Source organism: Sphingomonas sp. LM7, from assembly GCF_002002925.1.
Taxonomy (GTDB): domain Bacteria; phylum Pseudomonadota; class Alphaproteobacteria; order Sphingomonadales; family Sphingomonadaceae; genus Sphingomonas.
Window position 1 is genome coordinate 1713818 of record NZ_CP019511.1, and the last position, 14999, is coordinate 1728816.

At 68.2% G+C, this 14999-nt stretch carries 17 protein-coding genes; 7 read left to right on the plus strand and 10 right to left on the minus strand.

Features of this window, described 5'->3' with window-relative positions; translation table 11 throughout:
• Positions 1–15: 15 nt before the first annotated feature.
• Positions 16–1329: an efflux RND transporter periplasmic adaptor subunit gene (locus BXU08_RS07700; RefSeq protein ID WP_253190541.1), complete on the minus strand. Its 1314-nt coding sequence runs from the start codon at positions 1327–1329 to the stop codon at positions 16–18.
• A gap of 52 nt (positions 1330–1381) precedes the next feature.
• Entirely contained in the window at positions 1382–1582 is a 201-nt protein-coding gene (locus BXU08_RS07705; protein WP_150125462.1) for a hypothetical protein, read from the minus strand.
• A 290-nt stretch (positions 1583–1872) separates the two neighbouring features.
• Here BXU08_RS07705 and BXU08_RS07710 point away from each other — a divergent pair, with 290 nt between their 5' ends.
• Together BXU08_RS07710 and BXU08_RS07715 are read left to right on the plus strand one after the other, a co-directional pair.
• Positions 1873–3267, plus strand: a complete 1395-nt coding sequence (locus tag BXU08_RS07710; RefSeq protein ID WP_077512143.1) for a sigma-54 dependent transcriptional regulator — start codon at positions 1873–1875, stop codon at positions 3265–3267.
• A complete protein-coding gene (locus BXU08_RS07715) occupies positions 3257–4579 on the plus strand; it encodes a PAS domain-containing sensor histidine kinase (RefSeq protein WP_077509527.1) in 1323 nt (440 codons plus the stop codon). The genes BXU08_RS07710 and BXU08_RS07715 overlap by 11 nt, the downstream gene beginning before the upstream one ends.
• 127 nt (positions 4580–4706) lie before the next feature.
• Here the strand turns inward: BXU08_RS07715 and BXU08_RS07720 are convergent, their stop codons facing one another.
• From BXU08_RS07720 to BXU08_RS07730, 3 genes are read right to left on the minus strand one after another with little or no spacing between them, the layout of a single operon-like run.
• A complete protein-coding gene (locus BXU08_RS07720; RefSeq protein WP_077509528.1) occupies positions 4707–5576 on the minus strand; it encodes a general secretion pathway protein GspK in 870 nt (289 codons plus the stop codon).
• A complete protein-coding gene (locus BXU08_RS07725) occupies positions 5573–6121 on the minus strand; it encodes a type II secretion system protein GspJ (protein ID WP_253190542.1) in 549 nt (182 codons plus the stop codon). Before BXU08_RS07725 ends, BXU08_RS07720 begins: the two co-directional genes overlap by 4 nt.
• Positions 6118–7161 carry a penicillin-binding protein activator gene (locus BXU08_RS07730; RefSeq protein ID WP_077509529.1) on the minus strand — a complete coding sequence of 348 codons (1044 nt, stop codon included), beginning with the start codon at positions 7159–7161 and terminating at the stop codon, positions 6118–6120. Before BXU08_RS07730 ends, BXU08_RS07725 begins: the two co-directional genes overlap by 4 nt.
• A gap of 23 nt (positions 7162–7184) precedes the next feature.
• Between BXU08_RS07730 and BXU08_RS07735 the strand changes: the two genes are divergently transcribed.
• Positions 7185–7877, plus strand: coding sequence for a hypothetical protein (locus BXU08_RS07735; protein WP_253190543.1), 693 nt, complete (start codon positions 7185–7187; stop codon positions 7875–7877).
• 26 nt (positions 7878–7903) lie between these two features.
• Here the strand turns inward: BXU08_RS07735 and BXU08_RS07740 are convergent, their stop codons facing one another.
• From BXU08_RS07740 to gspL, 5 genes are all read right to left on the minus strand, one after another.
• On the minus strand, positions 7904–8395 hold the full coding sequence (locus BXU08_RS07740) for a demethoxyubiquinone hydroxylase family protein (protein WP_216352911.1): 492 nt from the start codon (positions 8393–8395) through the stop codon (positions 7904–7906).
• Between the two features lie 67 nt (positions 8396–8462).
• Positions 8463–9689, minus strand: a complete 1227-nt coding sequence (locus tag BXU08_RS07745; protein ID WP_077509531.1) for a type II secretion system F family protein — start codon at positions 9687–9689, stop codon at positions 8463–8465.
• A 25-nt stretch (positions 9690–9714) separates the two neighbouring features.
• Positions 9715–11202, minus strand: coding sequence for a type II secretion system ATPase GspE (gene gspE / locus BXU08_RS07750; RefSeq protein ID WP_077509532.1), 1488 nt, complete (start codon positions 11200–11202; stop codon positions 9715–9717).
• A gap of 2 nt (positions 11203–11204) precedes the next feature.
• Positions 11205–11696 carry a type II secretion system protein GspM gene (gene gspM / locus BXU08_RS07755; protein ID WP_077509533.1) on the minus strand — a complete coding sequence of 164 codons (492 nt, stop codon included), beginning with the start codon at positions 11694–11696 and terminating at the stop codon, positions 11205–11207.
• Positions 11693–12826 carry a type II secretion system protein GspL gene (gene gspL, locus BXU08_RS07760; protein WP_077509534.1) on the minus strand — a complete coding sequence of 378 codons (1134 nt, stop codon included), beginning with the start codon at positions 12824–12826 and terminating at the stop codon, positions 11693–11695. Before gspL ends, gspM begins: the two co-directional genes overlap by 4 nt.
• A gap of 21 nt (positions 12827–12847) precedes the next feature.
• Here gspL and gspG point away from each other — a divergent pair, with 21 nt between their 5' ends.
• The 4 genes from gspG to BXU08_RS07780 are packed head-to-tail and all read left to right on the plus strand — an operon-like array spanning position 12848 to position 14992.
• The gene (gene gspG, locus BXU08_RS07765) at positions 12848–13318 is read left to right on the plus strand and encodes a type II secretion system major pseudopilin GspG (RefSeq protein ID WP_253190545.1); all 471 of its coding nucleotides are present in this window, start codon (positions 12848–12850) and stop codon (positions 13316–13318) included.
• A 5-nt stretch (positions 13319–13323) separates the two neighbouring features.
• Positions 13324–13806, plus strand: coding sequence for a prepilin-type N-terminal cleavage/methylation domain-containing protein (locus BXU08_RS07770; protein ID WP_253190546.1), 483 nt, complete (start codon positions 13324–13326; stop codon positions 13804–13806).
• Entirely contained in the window at positions 13803–14186 is a 384-nt protein-coding gene (gene gspI, locus BXU08_RS07775) for a type II secretion system minor pseudopilin GspI (protein WP_077509537.1), read from the plus strand. Before BXU08_RS07770 ends, gspI begins: the two co-directional genes overlap by 4 nt.
• Entirely contained in the window at positions 14183–14992 is an 810-nt protein-coding gene (locus tag BXU08_RS07780; protein WP_077509538.1) for a type II secretion system protein N, read from the plus strand. Before gspI ends, BXU08_RS07780 begins: the two co-directional genes overlap by 4 nt.
• Positions 14993–14999 lie beyond the last annotated feature (7 nt).

A 14999-nucleotide genomic window follows, 5' to 3' on the forward strand; every position in this document is an offset into this window, starting at 1 on the left:
TCCCTTTCCTTTTAATTATTTGGACAAGTCCAGCCGAGTCTTGTCGGTGTATCCGGTGTAGGGCGAGGTCAGCACCTTCTCGCCGGCCTGAAGCCCCTCGAGCACTTCGATAAACTCGGCGTTGCGGCGGCCTAGACGGACGTTGCGCTTAACTGCGCTGCCGCCGTCGGGGGTCACCACGAAGATCCAGTTGCCGCCGGTCTCGTTGTAGAAGGCGCCGGTGGGCACCAGCAGCGCCGGCGCCGGATCGCCAAGCGTCAGCCGCGCCTGCATCGTCTGCCCGCGCTGGATGTTGGCCGGTTCGGGCCCGACGAACTGCAGATCGACCTGGAACTGGCCGTTCTGGACCTGCGGGTAGATCTTGGTGACCTTGGCGTCGTAGCGCTTGCCGCCGAAATCGAGGCTGGCACGCTGCTGGAGCTGGACGCGGCCAAGATAGAATTCATCGACCCCGGCGATCAACTTGTTGCGGCCCGGGCTGTCGATCTGCCCCACCCGCTCGCCGCGCTGGAGCGACTGGCCGACCTGCACGGAGAAGCCCGAAAGCTGCCCTGCCACCGGCGCACGGAGCTGAAGCGCGTCGAGGTTCGCACGGGCGATCGACAGGCCGGACTGCATCGATTGTGCTGCCGCCTGTTGCTGCGAGAGCTGGCTGGTCTGGAGCCGCGCATCGGTCGATTGGCTGCGCCGGAGCGCCGCATAGTTGCGCTGACGATATTCGTAATCGGCCTGAGTATCGTCGAACTGCTTGGCAGTAACGAAGCCGCGCGCGGCGAGCGGCTTTTCGCGCTCATACTGACGCCGCGTCTTGTCGAGCGCGAGTCCCGCCTCGAGCACTGCGCGCTCGTTCGAAAGCCGTGTCTGGGCAAGCGCCAGTTCCTGGCTGCGCATGTTGTTGATCTGCTGCTCGACTTCGGTCTGGCGCGCCAGCGTCGAGAGCTGAAGCTCCGCGTTGGACAGCAGTGCAATCGGCTGGCCCTGCGCGACGGTGGCGCCGTCCTCGACCAGCATCTTCTCGACCCGGCCGCCCTCCACGGCGTCGATATAGACGGTGAGCAACGGCGTGACACGGGCGCGCAGCGGAATGAAGTCGTCGAAGGTGCCCCGGGTCACGCTCGACACCGTCACATGGTCGGCACCCACCGTCTGGCTCGAACCCGATGGCGCGAACCACCAGAACAGCGCCGCGGCGAGCAGCACCACCGCCGCGCCGATCGCGGCCTTGATCCTGGTCGACAGCTTCCGCGTCTCGACGACTGCGTCCATCCCGCTGCCGGTGACCGGACGGTCTCCCCCATTTTTCTGCATCCGAACGACACCCATGGTCATGCCCGAGCAACCCCCGTGCCAAGGCGGGCACTCCAGACGGCAGCGAGACTGATCACAGGATTGCCCCCACACAAGCGTCCGGTTTCGAACACTTCTGTCCGAAATCGAACGCCACGCGGATCGAGGCCGAACCCAGCTGCAGCAGCGCGTGCCCGCGCTGCCCGCGCACCGCGATGTCGAGCACGGCCTGCGGTTTGCCCGAGAAGGCGAGGACCACGCAGGCGAACGCACCCAGCAGGACGGCATTTCGCACCAATTTTCCGGCCCTGTTCCCAGACACTCGCGTGATCCCCGCTCCGAACAATCCGGAGAAGCATGAGCACAAGGCATGCCAAACGGGATTATTGCGGTGATTGCCGGCTTCCCCCGTCCGGCCTGAGCCCGTCGAAAAGGCCGCTCTTGTCTCGGAGAGAAGTCAAGAACGACAGGCTCAGCACGAACGGGGACCAGGGCATCCCTTCGTCGGCGAGGCGAAGACAAGATCGGCTTGGCACGCAAATTGATTGTCCGGAAACGTACAGGCGCTGTACGGGAGTGGACGGCATGGGGAGTGGGCCCGAATTCGACTATTGCGTCGTGATCGACGACGACGACGACATCCTGATGGCGTCGCGGCTGTTGCTGCGCCGGCTATTCGGCGATGTCGCGACGGCGCGGAGCCCCGACGAGGCGTTTCCGCTGATCCAGGCGCGCACGCCCGACGTGGTGCTGCTCGACGCCAATTTCGCACGCGGAGCTACCGACGCTGCCGAGGGCCTTGCCTGGCTGGAGAAGCTGCTCGGGCTCGATCCCGAGATGGTGGTGGTGATGATCACGGCACATGCCGGAGTGCAGGTGGCAGTGGCGGCGATGAAGCGCGGCGCCACCGATTTCGTCTCCAAGCCCTGGTCCAACGAAAAGCTGCTCGCCACCGTGCGCACCGCCGCCTCACTGCGCCGTTCGCGAACGGCGGCGGTGGCGAAGGGCGCGGCACCCGTTCCGGCTGCATCGGTGGTCGCCGGGTCGGCGCTGCTCGGCAAGTCGCCAGCGATGGCGCGCGTCCATTCGCTGATCGCCCGCGCCGCGCCGACCGATGCCAACGTCCTGGTCCTCGGCGAGAACGGCACCGGCAAGGAGCTGGTGGCGCGCGAGCTGCACCGCCAGTCGCTGCGCGCGAACGAGGTTATGCTCACCGTCGATCTCGGTGCGGTTTCCGAGGATCTGATCGATTCCGAGCTGTTCGGCCATGTGAGGGGTGCCTTCACCGATGCGCGCGCCGATCGCGTCGGGCGCATCCAGGCGGCGGACGGCGGCACCTTGTTCCTCGACGAGATAGGCAACCTGCCGCTGCGCCTCCAGCCCAAGCTGCTGACCGTGCTCGAACAGCGCCAAGTCACCCCGGTGGGTGCCAACAAGCCGGTGCCGGTCAACATCCGCGTCGTCGCCGCAACCAATTTGCCGCCCGATAAGCTGCGCGACGAAGGCCATTTCCGCCAGGACCTGCTATTCCGGCTCAACACCGTCGAGATCGACTTGCCGCCGATGCGCGAGCGGCTGGAAGACGTGCCCGAACTGATCGAGCATTATCTCGATCACTATGCCCGTCGCTACGGCCGTCCGCTGCCGCAGCTCAGCGCCGCGGCACGCGCGGCGCTGCTCAGCCATGACTGGCCGGGCAATGTCCGCGCCCTGCGCCATGCGCTGGAACGCGCCGTGATCCTTGCGCGCGAAGAACCGCTCGAACCCGAGGACTTCGCGCTGGTCTCCATGGCGCCGCGGATCGCGTCCTCGGCAGTGGTCGCGCCGCGGCCGGCCGACGATCTCAATCTCGAACGCGTCGAGCGCCGGCTGGTTGAGGAAGCCCTGAAGAAGCACGGCTACAACATCTCGCTCGCGGCAAACGAACTCGGGCTGTCGCGCGCCGCGCTCTATCGGCGCATGGAGAAGCATGGCCTTTGACCAGCGCTTCACGATCGGGCTGGTCGCCTGGATCGTCACGCTGGTGGCCGCGCTGCTGGCGTGCATTGCCGCGTTCCTGACGCCGGGGCTCGGCGCCGCGCGCATCGTCGCGGTCGGCATCGCCGCCGCCACCTTCGCCGGACTGTGGCGGCACATCACTCGCACCAACCGCACCGTCGCGCGGTTCATCGAAGCGCTCAAGTTCGGCGACACTGCGATCCAGTTCGATGCACAGGGCGGCGCGGGCTTCGGCGAACTGGGAGTGTCGCTCAACCAGGTGCTCGCCCGGTTTCGCGCCGAGCAGGATCGCGTCGCGGGCGAGTTGCGATATCTCGACGCGCTGATCGACGACATGCCCGTCGCGGTGCTCACCGTCGATGCCGAGGGCCATGTCACGCTCGCCAACAAGGCGGCACGGCGCCTGTTCAACGGCGAGCACGGCACCCTCGCCGAGGACTTCGTCGGATATGGCGCGACCTTCGCCCGTCGTCTTGCGAGCGATTCGCAGAACGAAGAGTTATTGATACTCACTATCAACGGCCGTCCCCAGCGGGTGCTGGTTCGCACCGCCACGCTGGAGCGCCTCGGCCGGCGTACCCGCGCAGTCAGCATCCAGCCGATTCAGGGCACGCTCGACGCAGTAGAGATGGCTGCGCAGACCGATCTTGTCCGCGTGCTCACGCATGAAATCCTAAATTCTCTCACCCCGGTCACGTCACTAGCATCGACTGCCGCCGACTTGCTCGGCGACGCCGGTCTCTCCGCCGATCCGCGGATCGGCGACGCCCGCATTGCCGTCGAGACGCTCGCCCGCCGCGCACAGGGACTGAGCAATTTCATCGAAGCCTATCGCGCCGTGGCGCAGACTCCCGAGATCAAGCGCCGGCACTTCGCCGCGCGTCCGTGGGCAGGCGAACTCGCGCGCATCTTCGCGACGAAGGCGGCCGGCGTGCCGCTGCACGTAGATGTGGTTCCAGAAAGCCTCGCGCTTGATGCCGATCCGGATCTGCTTGCACAGGTGGTGATCAACCTGATGCAGAACGCCGCGCAGGCGGTGGATGCGATCGAACGGCCGCGCCTCACGCTCCGGCTGCTCGGCGATGCGCAGGCCACACTGATCGAAGTCGAGGACAACGGCCCTGGCGTTCCCGACAGCCTGCGCCAGGACGTGTTCCTGCCCTTCTTCACCACCCGGGCGGCCGGCACCGGCGTCGGCCTCAACCTCGCCCGCCAGATCGTCATCGCGCATGGCGGCGCGATCGACGTCACCGATGCGCCCGCCGGCGGCGCGCTGTTCCGGATCGTGTTGTAGAGACCCGCAATTCCTCCCTCGTGGCGCCGAAGGCGACGGAGGGGGCCTGTCCGCTGGTACCTCGCTCGTGGAGAGATCACCTCTACCAGCTTCGCCGGCCTCCCTCCCGCGCTGCGCGAGGGAGGAATTAGGTGCCGCTAGGCAACGGCGGTGCCCCCGGCGGCACGGCGGCATTACGCCAGCGCTCGACGGGCACGACTTCGACCTTGCCGTCCGGCAGCCGTCGCCGCTGGATCAGCGTCGCCGCCTGCTGGCTGGTGCCGCCGATCGTCGCGCGCGTCCGCACCCAGAAGGTGTTCGAGCGGAAGGACGTGCCCCAGGGCAACGTCACATTCTGGTCGGTCAGGTCCTTGACGGTCAGGAACCCCTGCCGCTCGCGCACGGCGATCAGCCGCTGGGCAACCACCGGATCGCGGAACAGCAGCATCAGCATCTCCTGCCCGGCCGCGTTGAGATTGAGCCCGGTCTTGCCCGGCAGCGCCGTCACCAGCTTCTCCAGCCGATCCGCGACCTTGGGCTCGACCCCGGCAAGCCGCAGCGGGCGCAGGTCGGTCACTGGCCCGTTCAGCCGGACATATTCCACCGCGGCGACCATCTGCTCGGGCTTGAGGCCCACTTCGTTGCCGATCGACTGGAACAGGATTGTCGAAGCGACTTCACCCGTGCGCACCGAATTGATGTTGAAGCGTCCCTCGGCATCGGCGATCGCAAGGTCGAAGGTGCCGCCTTCGATCGGCGCGCCCTTTTCGGAAAGCTTTGCCCAGGCCTCGCCGGCATGATCTGTTTCGGGCGATTGTTCGGAATCGCGGCGCAGCGCGATCAGCGCAGAGAGTTCGCCGCCGCGCACGATTGCCTGCGCGCGCGCCGCCTCGCGGGTGCGCAGGCCACGGTCGAGCGCCAGTTCCTCGCGGTTGATCATCAGAACGACCAGCCCCGCGGCGATCGCGACGAACATCAGCACGTTGACCAGGATCATGCCCTCTTCGCCGCGCTTCATTGCCCGGGCTCCTCGGGCCGCGCAGGAAGCGCGATCACCCGGCGCAGCGAGCCCGGCGTGCCGCCCGGCCCGGCGACCTGCATCTCGATCGCCACGGCGCGCGGCCAGCGCTCCTTGCCCTCGTCGTTCACCGGCCAGCGATCGACCCACGCCCCGTCCCAGAAGCGCCAGCGCGCATTGGCCACGCCCGCGAGCACCAGCTGCGGCGCGGGCCCGACGGAGCGCACCAGCGCACCACCGGCGACGCCATAGCGCAGTTTGATCGCCGCGCCGCCCATCCCGGGTGCCGCGCGGGTGAAGCTCAGAGTGGCGCCGCTTCCCGAGATCGGGCCACCGGCGATCTGCTCGATATCGCTGGAGACGATGAACATCGTGCGCTGCAGGTCGGCAAGCCTATCGAAGCGCTTCTCGGTACGTCCCTGGACGTTGATGATGCCGTCGACCAGCGCCAGCCCGGCCACGGCGATCAATGCGAACAGCCCCATCGAGATCATCAGCTCGATCAGCGTGAAGCCGGTCTCGCCGGCTCCGGGGCCGCGCTTCACGACCCCGAGCTCACCGCCACCGGTTCATAGCCGTGCGGCCGCGCCACAAGGATCGCGAAGTCGCGTGCGACCGAACCATCGGTGCGGAAGCGCACCGGGCCGGTCACGCCGCGAAAGCCCTTGCCGTCCAGCAGGCCCTGCCCGTTCAGCGTGTTGGCGGCGCGCAACGTGTTGGCGATCCCCGCGGCGTCATAGGCAAGCGCCGTGATCGTGCCCGCATCGCCGCCATTACGCGCAGCGAACTCGCTCGCGAACGTGCCGAACGCGGCCGGATCGGGGCTGGCGATCCATGCCCCGTCCAGCGCTTCCAGCGCCTCGGGCCGGTTGTCGATTCCCTGCAGCGTGCAGAGCAGCTGGATGCCGGTATCCTTGAGCCCGCGCGCCGCCGCGAGTACTGCGGGGCCGCTGCCGGGCAGCAGCACAGCGTCCGGCGCATCGCCCGCCGCGGGAAGCGGCTGGCCGGTCTTCACTTCGATCACGCGCAGGCGCAGTCCGAGCTCGGCTTCCATCTGCCCCGCCGCCAGCGACGCCGCGGCGCTCCACGGCGTGCCGTCGTCGATCACCGCGACGTTCTTGATGCCGCGCGACCGGGCGTAGCGCAGGACCGCGCTGGTCAGCTGCCGCGCCGTGATTCCGAAGATATAGGTGCCCGGCGTGCGCAGCACCGCGTCGTTGCTGAACGCGATGATCGGCACCCGCCCGGCAACGCTGCCGCTCACCGCGGGGACTTCCTCGGCCAGCAGCGGTCCCAGGATCAACGCGGGCTTGCGGCGCAGCGCCTGCCCGGCAGCAGCGGCGGCGCCTGCGGCAGTTCCGCCAGTGTCGAAGCTCAGCACGTATTGGCTGTTTTCGGCGAGCAACGCCGCTTGCCGCATGCTAAGACCCAGCCGCGCTCGCGGTCCCGTGAGCGGCACCAGCAGGGCGATCGGGCGCTTGTCCTTCTTCTCGGCTGTTGCAAGAGCATGCGAGGGAAGCACGACCGATGCCGCTGACGCGACCAGGCCTGATTGCAGCAACCGCAGCAGGGACCGCCGGTCCATTGCCGACTCCGGAGTGGGGGGGTGTGGCACGCCGGCCTATTATCGTCTTCACTGGGCTCGGCATAGCGGCTTATCTGATCGCGCTGCTGGTCACGCTGCCCGCCAGCGCAGTGCTCCAGAACCGGCCATGGCGCACCGGCGTGGCCGGGACGGTGTGGAACGGCGAGGTCGGCGTCGCCGGCGGCGCCCGGTTCGAATGGCAGATGGCCCCGCTACGCGCGCTGACCAGCCTTGCTTATGCCGCGGACTGGAAGGCGACGGGGCCGAATACCGATCTCGGCGGCCGCATCCTCGCGCATCTCAGCGGACGGACGGTGCTCGACAAGGTCAGCGGGTCGGCCGACGGCAGCCTGCTCCAGGGCCTCCAGCCCAACCTTCCCTTCACCTGCGACCTGACGATGCAAATCGAAATGGAGCGCATCGCGTTTGGCGGCGGAGACCGCATGCTGAGCGGCAACGCGACCAGCGATCCCGGCAGCTGCCGCCCGAAGACCGGCGGCGCGGCCTCCGCCCTCCCTGCGCTGATCTTCACTGCCGAGCATATCGGCACGCGCACCCTGATCCGCATCGCCCCGATGGCGCAGCGCCGCCGCACGCTGGTGACGCTGGAGCTGGAGGAAAACGGCACGCTCGACTTGTCGATAACCCCCGACGGCGCAACGATGATGCCGTTCCTCGGGCTACCGGCAGGCGCGCGGATCCAGGGGCAGATGTAGCGGCGAGGTGATTACGAGCGCTCTTGCTAGAGACGCATTCCAAGCCAGATGACCGCTTCGGTCGACGTAGATACCACGGGGCTCATCAGCGCCGGCCAGAAGCCCTTTTTTGGCACGCGAGCCATCGACAGGTCGTGATGTTCCTGCTCCTCCGCGATTATCTCCCGCAAGGCGGCGACGGCCTCCTGGTCGATTGCATCGAGCGCTTCGACTTGCTGCTGCATGTGGCGCAGGACTACGCTCTCGATCGCGACGGTAGTGGCCGCGATCGCCTGCCGTCCGGCAAGGCCAGTGACCGCGCCAAGGGCGAACCCACCGGCGCCGCACCAGAAATAGCTACGGCAACGACGACGGTTTCGGCGCGCAAGTTCAGCACCGAAGCGTGCCCGGTGCCGGCGCTCATGCTCGAGGAAGTGATCGAGCTCGGCGACCATTTCAGGCGCGCGCCATCGCGCGAACCAGCGTTGCGCCCGATAGATGCAGATTGCGCCATGCTCGCCGGCGTGATCGACCTTCATGACACGGTCGCCCAAGCTCTCCCCGCTTCTCAGTCGCGCGGCAGGGGTCATTGCGCTTCGATCGGCTTCAAAGTGTAACAAGGTTGTTTAGGTTGATGATCGGCAGCAGGATCGCGAGCACCATGAGCAGCACCAGTCCGCCCATCACCAGCAGCACCAGCGGCTCGACGAGCGCAACGAGCGTCGAGACCAGCGCATCGAGCTCGCGTTCGAGTTCGTGCGCCGCGCGGCCGAGCGCCGGCGCCAGCCGCCCGCTCGATTCGCCGCTGGCGACGATCGCGACCAGCATCGTCGGGAACACCGCCGCCTCGTGCATCGCCGCGCGCAGCGAGATGCCTTCGCGCACGCGCTGGGCGACGCCGAGCGCTTTTTGCTGCACCCAGCGATTGGGCGTCACTGCCGCGGCAGCGTGCAGCGCCTCGACCAGCGGCACTGCGCTCCCGACCAGCGTCGCTAGGCTCCCGGCGAAGCGGGCGGCGTTGATCTGGCGGCTGAAGCGGCGGAACGGGCGGCGCTCGGTGAACATGCGGTCGAGCCGCAGCCGGTTCGCCGGCACGCGCGTCCAGCGCAGCGCGAACAACGCGCCAATCGCCAGGGCAAGCAGCAGATACAGCCCGAAATTCTGCAGGAACCAGCTGATCGCGATCAGCATCCGCGTCAGCAGCGGCAGATCGGCGCCGCGCGACACGAAAACGCGGACGATGTCGGGCACGACATAGACCAGCAGCAGCACCATCATCCCCACCGACACCAGCGCGAGCAGCGCCGGATAGAGCAGCGCCAACTGGAGCTTCTGGCCATTGGCCTGACGGTTCTCGACGAACTCGGCGAGGTGATTGAGCACGTCGGGCAGCCGCCCCGACGCCTCGCCCGCCGACACCGAGGCGCGATAGAATTCGGGGAATGTCTTGGGATGCTGCGACAATGCCGTGGCGAAGCTGCGCCCGTCGAGGATCGCTCCGCGGACGTCGAGCAGCACCGAACTGACCTGCGCCTGTTCGGATTGCGCGGCGACGAGACGCAGCGATTCCTCGATCGCGATATCGGATCCGGCCAGTGTGGCGATCTGGCGCGTCACCGTGGCCAGCGCCTTTGGCGAGATGCCCGCGCGCCGCAGCCTGGGCAATTCGATGCTGCCGATCGATCGCCCTCGCTCGCCTGCCGACTCGACCGATAGCGGCAATAACGCCTGCTCGCGAAGCAACGCACGAGCGGCGGCGGGCGAGGACGCCTCGATGACGCCCTTGCGCTTGGCGCCGGTGCGGTCGGCGGCGCGGTAGGAATAAGCGGGCACTAGCTCCTCCGCGGCCTGGGAAGGATCACGCCTCGTCCCTCACGACGCGCGCGACTTCGTCCACCGTCGTCACTCCGGCCCGAACCTTGGCGATCCCGTCGTCGAGCAAACTTGGATTGTCCTTGCGCGCCTGCGCTTCGAGTTCGGCCTCCGAAACCCCGTCATGGATCATCTTCTGCAGCCGGTCATCCAGCGCGACGACTTCGTACAGCCCGGCGCGACCGCGATAGCCTTCCTGGTGGCAATCGGCGCAGCCCTCAGCACGCCACAAGGTCTCGCCCGCCCGGATCTCGCCGCCAAGCAGGATCGAGTCCGCGTCGGTCGCCCGGTCTTCGCGCCGGCAACTCGGGCATAGCTTCCGCACCAGCCGCTGCGCCGCGAGCCCGACCAGCATCGGCGCGAGCAGATAGCGCTCCACCCCCATGTCGATTAGCCGGGTCACCGATCCGATCGCGCTGTTGGTGTGCAGCGTCGAGAGCACGAAATGTCCGGTCATCGCCGATCGCACCGCGACCTGAGCGGTCTCCTGGTCGCGGATCTCGCCGACCATGATGACGTCGGGGTCCTGGCGCAGGATCGCGCGCAGCCCCCGCGCAAAGGTCATGTCGGTGCGCGGATTGACCTGGGTCTGGCCGATGCCGGCAAGCTCATATTCGATGGGATCTTCCACCGTCATGATATTGCGCTTGCGGTCGTTCAAGCGATTGAGCGCCGCATAGAGCGATGTGGTCTTGCCCGACCCGGTCGGCCCGGTGACGAGCAGCATGCCGTGCGGGCGCTCGAGCAGCCGATTGAACACGTCGCGGTCGCGCTTGCTCATGCCCAGCACTTCCATGTCGAGCCGCAGCGAGCCCTTTTCGAGCAGACGCATCACCACGCGCTCGCCATGCTGGGTCGGGATCGTCGAGACGCGCGCGTCGACATCGTGGCCGCCGATGCGCAGCGTCACGCGCCCGTCCTGCGGCACCCGCCGCTCGGCGATGTCCAGCTTGGCCATCACCTTGATGCGGCTGACCAGCAACGGCGCCAGCGCGCGCGGCGGCTCGATCATGTCGCGCAGCACGCCATCGACGCGGAAGCGCACCACCAGCCGCTTCTCCTGCGTCTCGATATGAACGTCCGACGCGCCTTCCTTGACCGCTTCGAGCAGCAGCGCATTGATCAGCCGGATAACGGGGGCGTCGTCGCGCGTGTCGAGCAAATCGTCGATCGACGCGGCGCTGTCGGCAAGCGCAGCCAGGTCCATGTCGCCCAGGTCGAAATCGGCCGCGGCCCCTGCCCCGCCGCTATAGACGGCGCTCAATGCCGCGTCGAAACCCTCGTCGCTCAGTTCGACAAAGCTGGCGCCCGGGGCGATGCGCTGCACCTCCAGCAAGGCGTCGAGCGCAACGCCCGTGCGGTGGACGCATTCGACACCTTCCGCGCCAGCGCGCAGCAGCACGCCATTCCGCCGCGCGAAGCTGTAGGGCAAGGTCGCCGGAGCGTCGTCGACGAGGATCAGCGTCTCTTCCATATCTAGAAATCCACGCTCGCGGAGACGCGGCCCGGGCTCGGGCGGCGCTGGATCGAGAGGCGGCGCACCCGCAAGTCGCTCGACGCGCTGAGGTCGGCGAGCCACGCCATCAGCGAGTCATAGCTCGCATCGGTTAGGGTGACGCGGATGCCGCCGGGGATCGCCTCGGGCGCCACGACCAGCCCGAATGTCGTAGCCGAGCTGGTCACAACCTGCGCCGCCGGGCCCTGGCGGCGCGGCGCCTGCGCGGTAGTCAGCGTGCCCGCGGCACGAACCCGCGCGCTCAGCGTCTCATAGGTGCGGATGTCGGCGAGCGCGTCGGCGCGCGCGGCCTGGAGCGGCTTGATCACGCCGAAGACAAGCACCGCAACGGTCAGCAGTGTACCGAGCACCGAAACCAGCACGCGCTCGCGCCGGCTGAGCCCGCCCCACCAGGTGTCGAAGCGGAGCAAGGCGGCATCCAGCGCGGGCATCCGGGTGATCAGGATTCTCATGCGTTGCTCGCCGTAATGCGAATGCTGCCGTCGGGCGAGCGAGTCACGCTTCCCGGCACGCGCGATTCGCGCAGCGCCGCTTCGATACGGCTGACGAGCGCGGGATCGCTGCCGTCCAGGTCGAGCGTCAGCGCATTGGCCTGATAATTGATCGCGCGGATGGTGATCGCACCCGTAAGCGGCCCGAGCGCGCCCGAGATGCGCGTCAGCAGCGGCAGGAAGATATCGGGCGGCGCGCTGCCGCCCGTGGGCAACAGATCGGCGACGCTCGCCGCCAGGTCGCCGCTCAAATTGGCGCCCGGTGCAGCGACTGCGACCAGCGCGCGGGTATCGGCTTCACGGCGATCGGCGATCGTCCGCAGCATCACTGTGTCCGCAGCTGCGATTACGACATGCGCCGCCGCGCCCAGCGCGACGATCCAGCCGAGCCGCCGCCAGATGTTCGGCAACGCCGTACGGCGGCGTGTGTACAGGCCCTGGCGCAAGTCGAGCGCAGGCGCGAGCAGTCGCTCGGACAGTGCCGCGGGCGCCAGCGTCGAGCCGCCGGCCGCCATTTCCGCCGGAAGCGGCGCGCCATATGCCAGCGCCGGCGGGCGCCCTGCCCCCTGCCACGCTGCCTGCAGGATCGCCGGCGAAACCGCGAAACCGGTGCCGTCGCCGGCGCGCACCACTGCGCGGTCAGCCGCGAGATCGACTGCCCATGTGCCCGCATCCGGACGCGGCAGCGCGAGCGCATCGGGGACCATCGCGGCATGGCCGAGCCCGGCGGCATCGGCGGTGTCGATCCAGCCGGCCATCACGTCGTGCCGCACCACGGCCACCAGATAGCGTTTCGGCGCGATCTCGGCGCCCAATGCAAGGTGGACGCTCTCGACCGGCTCGGCGATCTGGTCCTCGATCGCAAAGGGCAATGCTTCCAGACGCTTGGTGCGATTCGGCAGCGGCAAGTCGACTGCGAGCAGCCGTACCTGCTCGGTCGGCACAAGCACGGTTGCAGGGCCTCCCGGCTCGGCTATGATCAGCCTGCCGCCCGCCAGCGTCCACACACCCGCGGCGAGTGGTTCCGGCGCGTCGGGCGCTCCTATGGCACGACCGGAGGCTGTCACATTTGCTTCATGGGAAGGACGCATGGGGCGGGGATGCGCATAGTTTTGAAACAGTTTAGTGACATCGCACTGCTTAGGCAGAACCGCAAGCGCCGCACAACTCCCAACGGCGAAGCAGGCTTCACGTTGCTGGAGATGATGATCGTGCTGGTGATCATAGCCGTGATCGCCGGGCTGATCACCGTCAACGTGATGGGCCGGCCCGACGAGGCCAAGGCGACCACCACCAAATCGAGCATCAGCAGCATCGGCGCGGCGCTCAAGATGTACCGCCTCGACAGCGGTAGTTACCCGACGACCGAGCAAGGGCTGAAGGCGCTGGTCGAGCGGCCGACGACGGCACCGGTCCCAGGCAGCTGGGCGCAGGGAGGCTATCTCTCGGCACCCGCGCTCGACGCCTGGCAAAAGCCGTACGACTATCAGTCGGATGGCATGACCTTCACGATCCGCTCGCTCGGTCGCGACGGCAAGCCGGGTGGCGAAGGAGTCGACGCCGATATCGACGGCAAGGGCTGACGCGGGTGCGGGGGGCACCACGGCACGAACGAAATCGCGAAGCAGGCTTCACCCTGCTCGAAATGATGATCGTGCTCGTCGTCATCGCCGTGATGGCGGGCGCCGTGACGCTCGGCATCGGCAGTGTCACCCGCGCGCCCAGCGTCGAGACCGAAGCGCGACGCCTCGCCACCCGGCTCCAGGCGGCTGCCGACGATGCGATGCTCGGCGACCGGATGATGGCCTTCACCGTCGAGAAGCACGGCTATGGCTTTGCTACGATCGGCGCGAGTGGCCAGATGGTCGCGCGAACCGACGACGCCTTCGGCTTCCACCGCCTGCCCGGCGGGATGGTGGTGACGTTGAGCGTGCGCCCGCCGGTGATCCTCGGGGTCGACGGCGCCGGCCGGCCGCTCTCCGCGGTGGTCGAAAGCGGCACGCAACGCTGGGTCGTCACCTATGACGGCCTGACCGCGCGCGCGGCCCCGGCGCCGGTGCCCAAGGCATGAAGTCCTCCCCATCCCGTGCCCGGCGAGCGGGAGAAGACGGCTTCTCCCTCATCGAAGCCCTCGTCGCGCTCGCAGTCCTCGCCATCGCCACCGTCGGCCTGATGCGCACCGTCGAATCGCATATCGATTCCACCCGTGGCCTCGAACGGCGCACCGCCGCGATGTGGGTCGCCGAGAACAAACTCGCCGAACTCGAAGCCAGGGCGCCCGCCGCCGACGCCGAACAAGTCGAGATGCTCGGCCAGATATGGCGAATCGCAGTCGTCCGCCGCGGCACCGACGATCCCGAGATCCAGCGCGTGCGAATCAAGGTATATCCGGCGCAGGAGACCACGCCCCTTGCATCGCTCGACGGCTTCGTGGACGGACGCAGGGGATGACGGCTTTGCTTTCCCTCACGCCGCGCCAGGCGCGCACCGGGCTAGACCTGCTCACCGGGCTCGTCGTGATCTCGGTCGCAGTGGCGCTGGCCGGGCTGACCTGGCGGCTGGCGGGGCATGCCGGCACCGGCGCGATCACCATTCCGTCGGGCCGTAGCGGACCGGCCGTCGCGCCCGATATCGCCCCGGTGATCGCGCTGGCGCCGTTCGGCAAGGTCGCCACGGCCGATGCCGCACAGCCGACCAGCCTGCCGCTTGAGCTCAAGGGCGTGATCGCCGCAGTGCCCGCCGAGCTTTCCACGGCCTTCATTGCGGTCGGCGGTGCAGCCGCGGCGCCCTTCCATGTCGGTGAGGTGGTCAACGGCGCCACGATCCAGTCGATCCTGCGCGATCGGGTGATCCTCTCAGCCAATGGGCGCAGCGAATACCTCGCCTTCCCCGACCCCACTCTCTCGCCCGAGCAGCGCCAGGCGGCACAGAATCAGGCTGCACAGGCCACCACGCAGCAGCCGGTCACGGCGCCCGCCCCCGGAGCCCCCCCGCCCCCCTCCGCGCCGCCCGCGGCGGCGGCAGCGGCGCTGCTCCAGCGGTTCGACGCGAGCCCGGTCAGCGGCGGCTTCCGCATCGGCGACAACGGCCCGCCCGGCATGGTCGCGGGCGATGTCATCCAGTCGGTCAACGGCACCTCGCTCGGCGATCCCAACGCCGCCAACGCCGCCTTCGCCTCCGCCCAGGCCAGCGGCTCCGCCCAGATCCAGATCCTCCGCGACGGGAAGCGGCTGACGCTTACCGTGCCGCTTCGCTAAAGAGACC

Excerpts from the sequence above, each read along its gene's own strand:
- gspM (WP_077509533.1), bottom strand. The coding sequence starts at position 11,696 with ATGAGAATCCTGATCACCCGGATGCCCGCGCTGGATGCCGCCTTGCTC.
- gspL (WP_077509534.1), bottom strand. The coding sequence starts at position 12,826 with ATGCGTCCTTCCCATGAAGCAAATGTGACAGCCTCCGGTCGTGCCATA.
- BXU08_RS07730 (WP_077509529.1), bottom strand. The coding sequence starts at position 7,161 with ATGGACCGGCGGTCCCTGCTGCGGTTGCTGCAATCAGGCCTGGTCGCG.
- BXU08_RS07710 (WP_077512143.1), top strand. The coding sequence starts at position 1,873 with ATGGGGAGTGGGCCCGAATTCGACTATTGCGTCGTGATCGACGACGAC.
- BXU08_RS07720 (WP_077509528.1), bottom strand. The coding sequence starts at position 5,576 with ATGAAGCGCGGCGAAGAGGGCATGATCCTGGTCAACGTGCTGATGTTC.
- BXU08_RS07715 (WP_077509527.1), top strand. The coding sequence starts at position 3,257 with ATGGCCTTTGACCAGCGCTTCACGATCGGGCTGGTCGCCTGGATCGTC.
- BXU08_RS07700 (WP_253190541.1), bottom strand. The coding sequence starts at position 1,329 with ATGACCATGGGTGTCGTTCGGATGCAGAAAAATGGGGGAGACCGTCCG.
- BXU08_RS07740 (WP_216352911.1), bottom strand. The coding sequence starts at position 8,395 with ATGAAGGTCGATCACGCCGGCGAGCATGGCGCAATCTGCATCTATCGG.
- BXU08_RS07780 (WP_077509538.1), top strand. The coding sequence starts at position 14,183 with ATGACGGCTTTGCTTTCCCTCACGCCGCGCCAGGCGCGCACCGGGCTA.
- gspE (WP_077509532.1), bottom strand. The coding sequence starts at position 11,202 with ATGGAAGAGACGCTGATCCTCGTCGACGACGCTCCGGCGACCTTGCCC.
- gspI (WP_077509537.1), top strand. The coding sequence starts at position 13,803 with ATGAAGTCCTCCCCATCCCGTGCCCGGCGAGCGGGAGAAGACGGCTTC.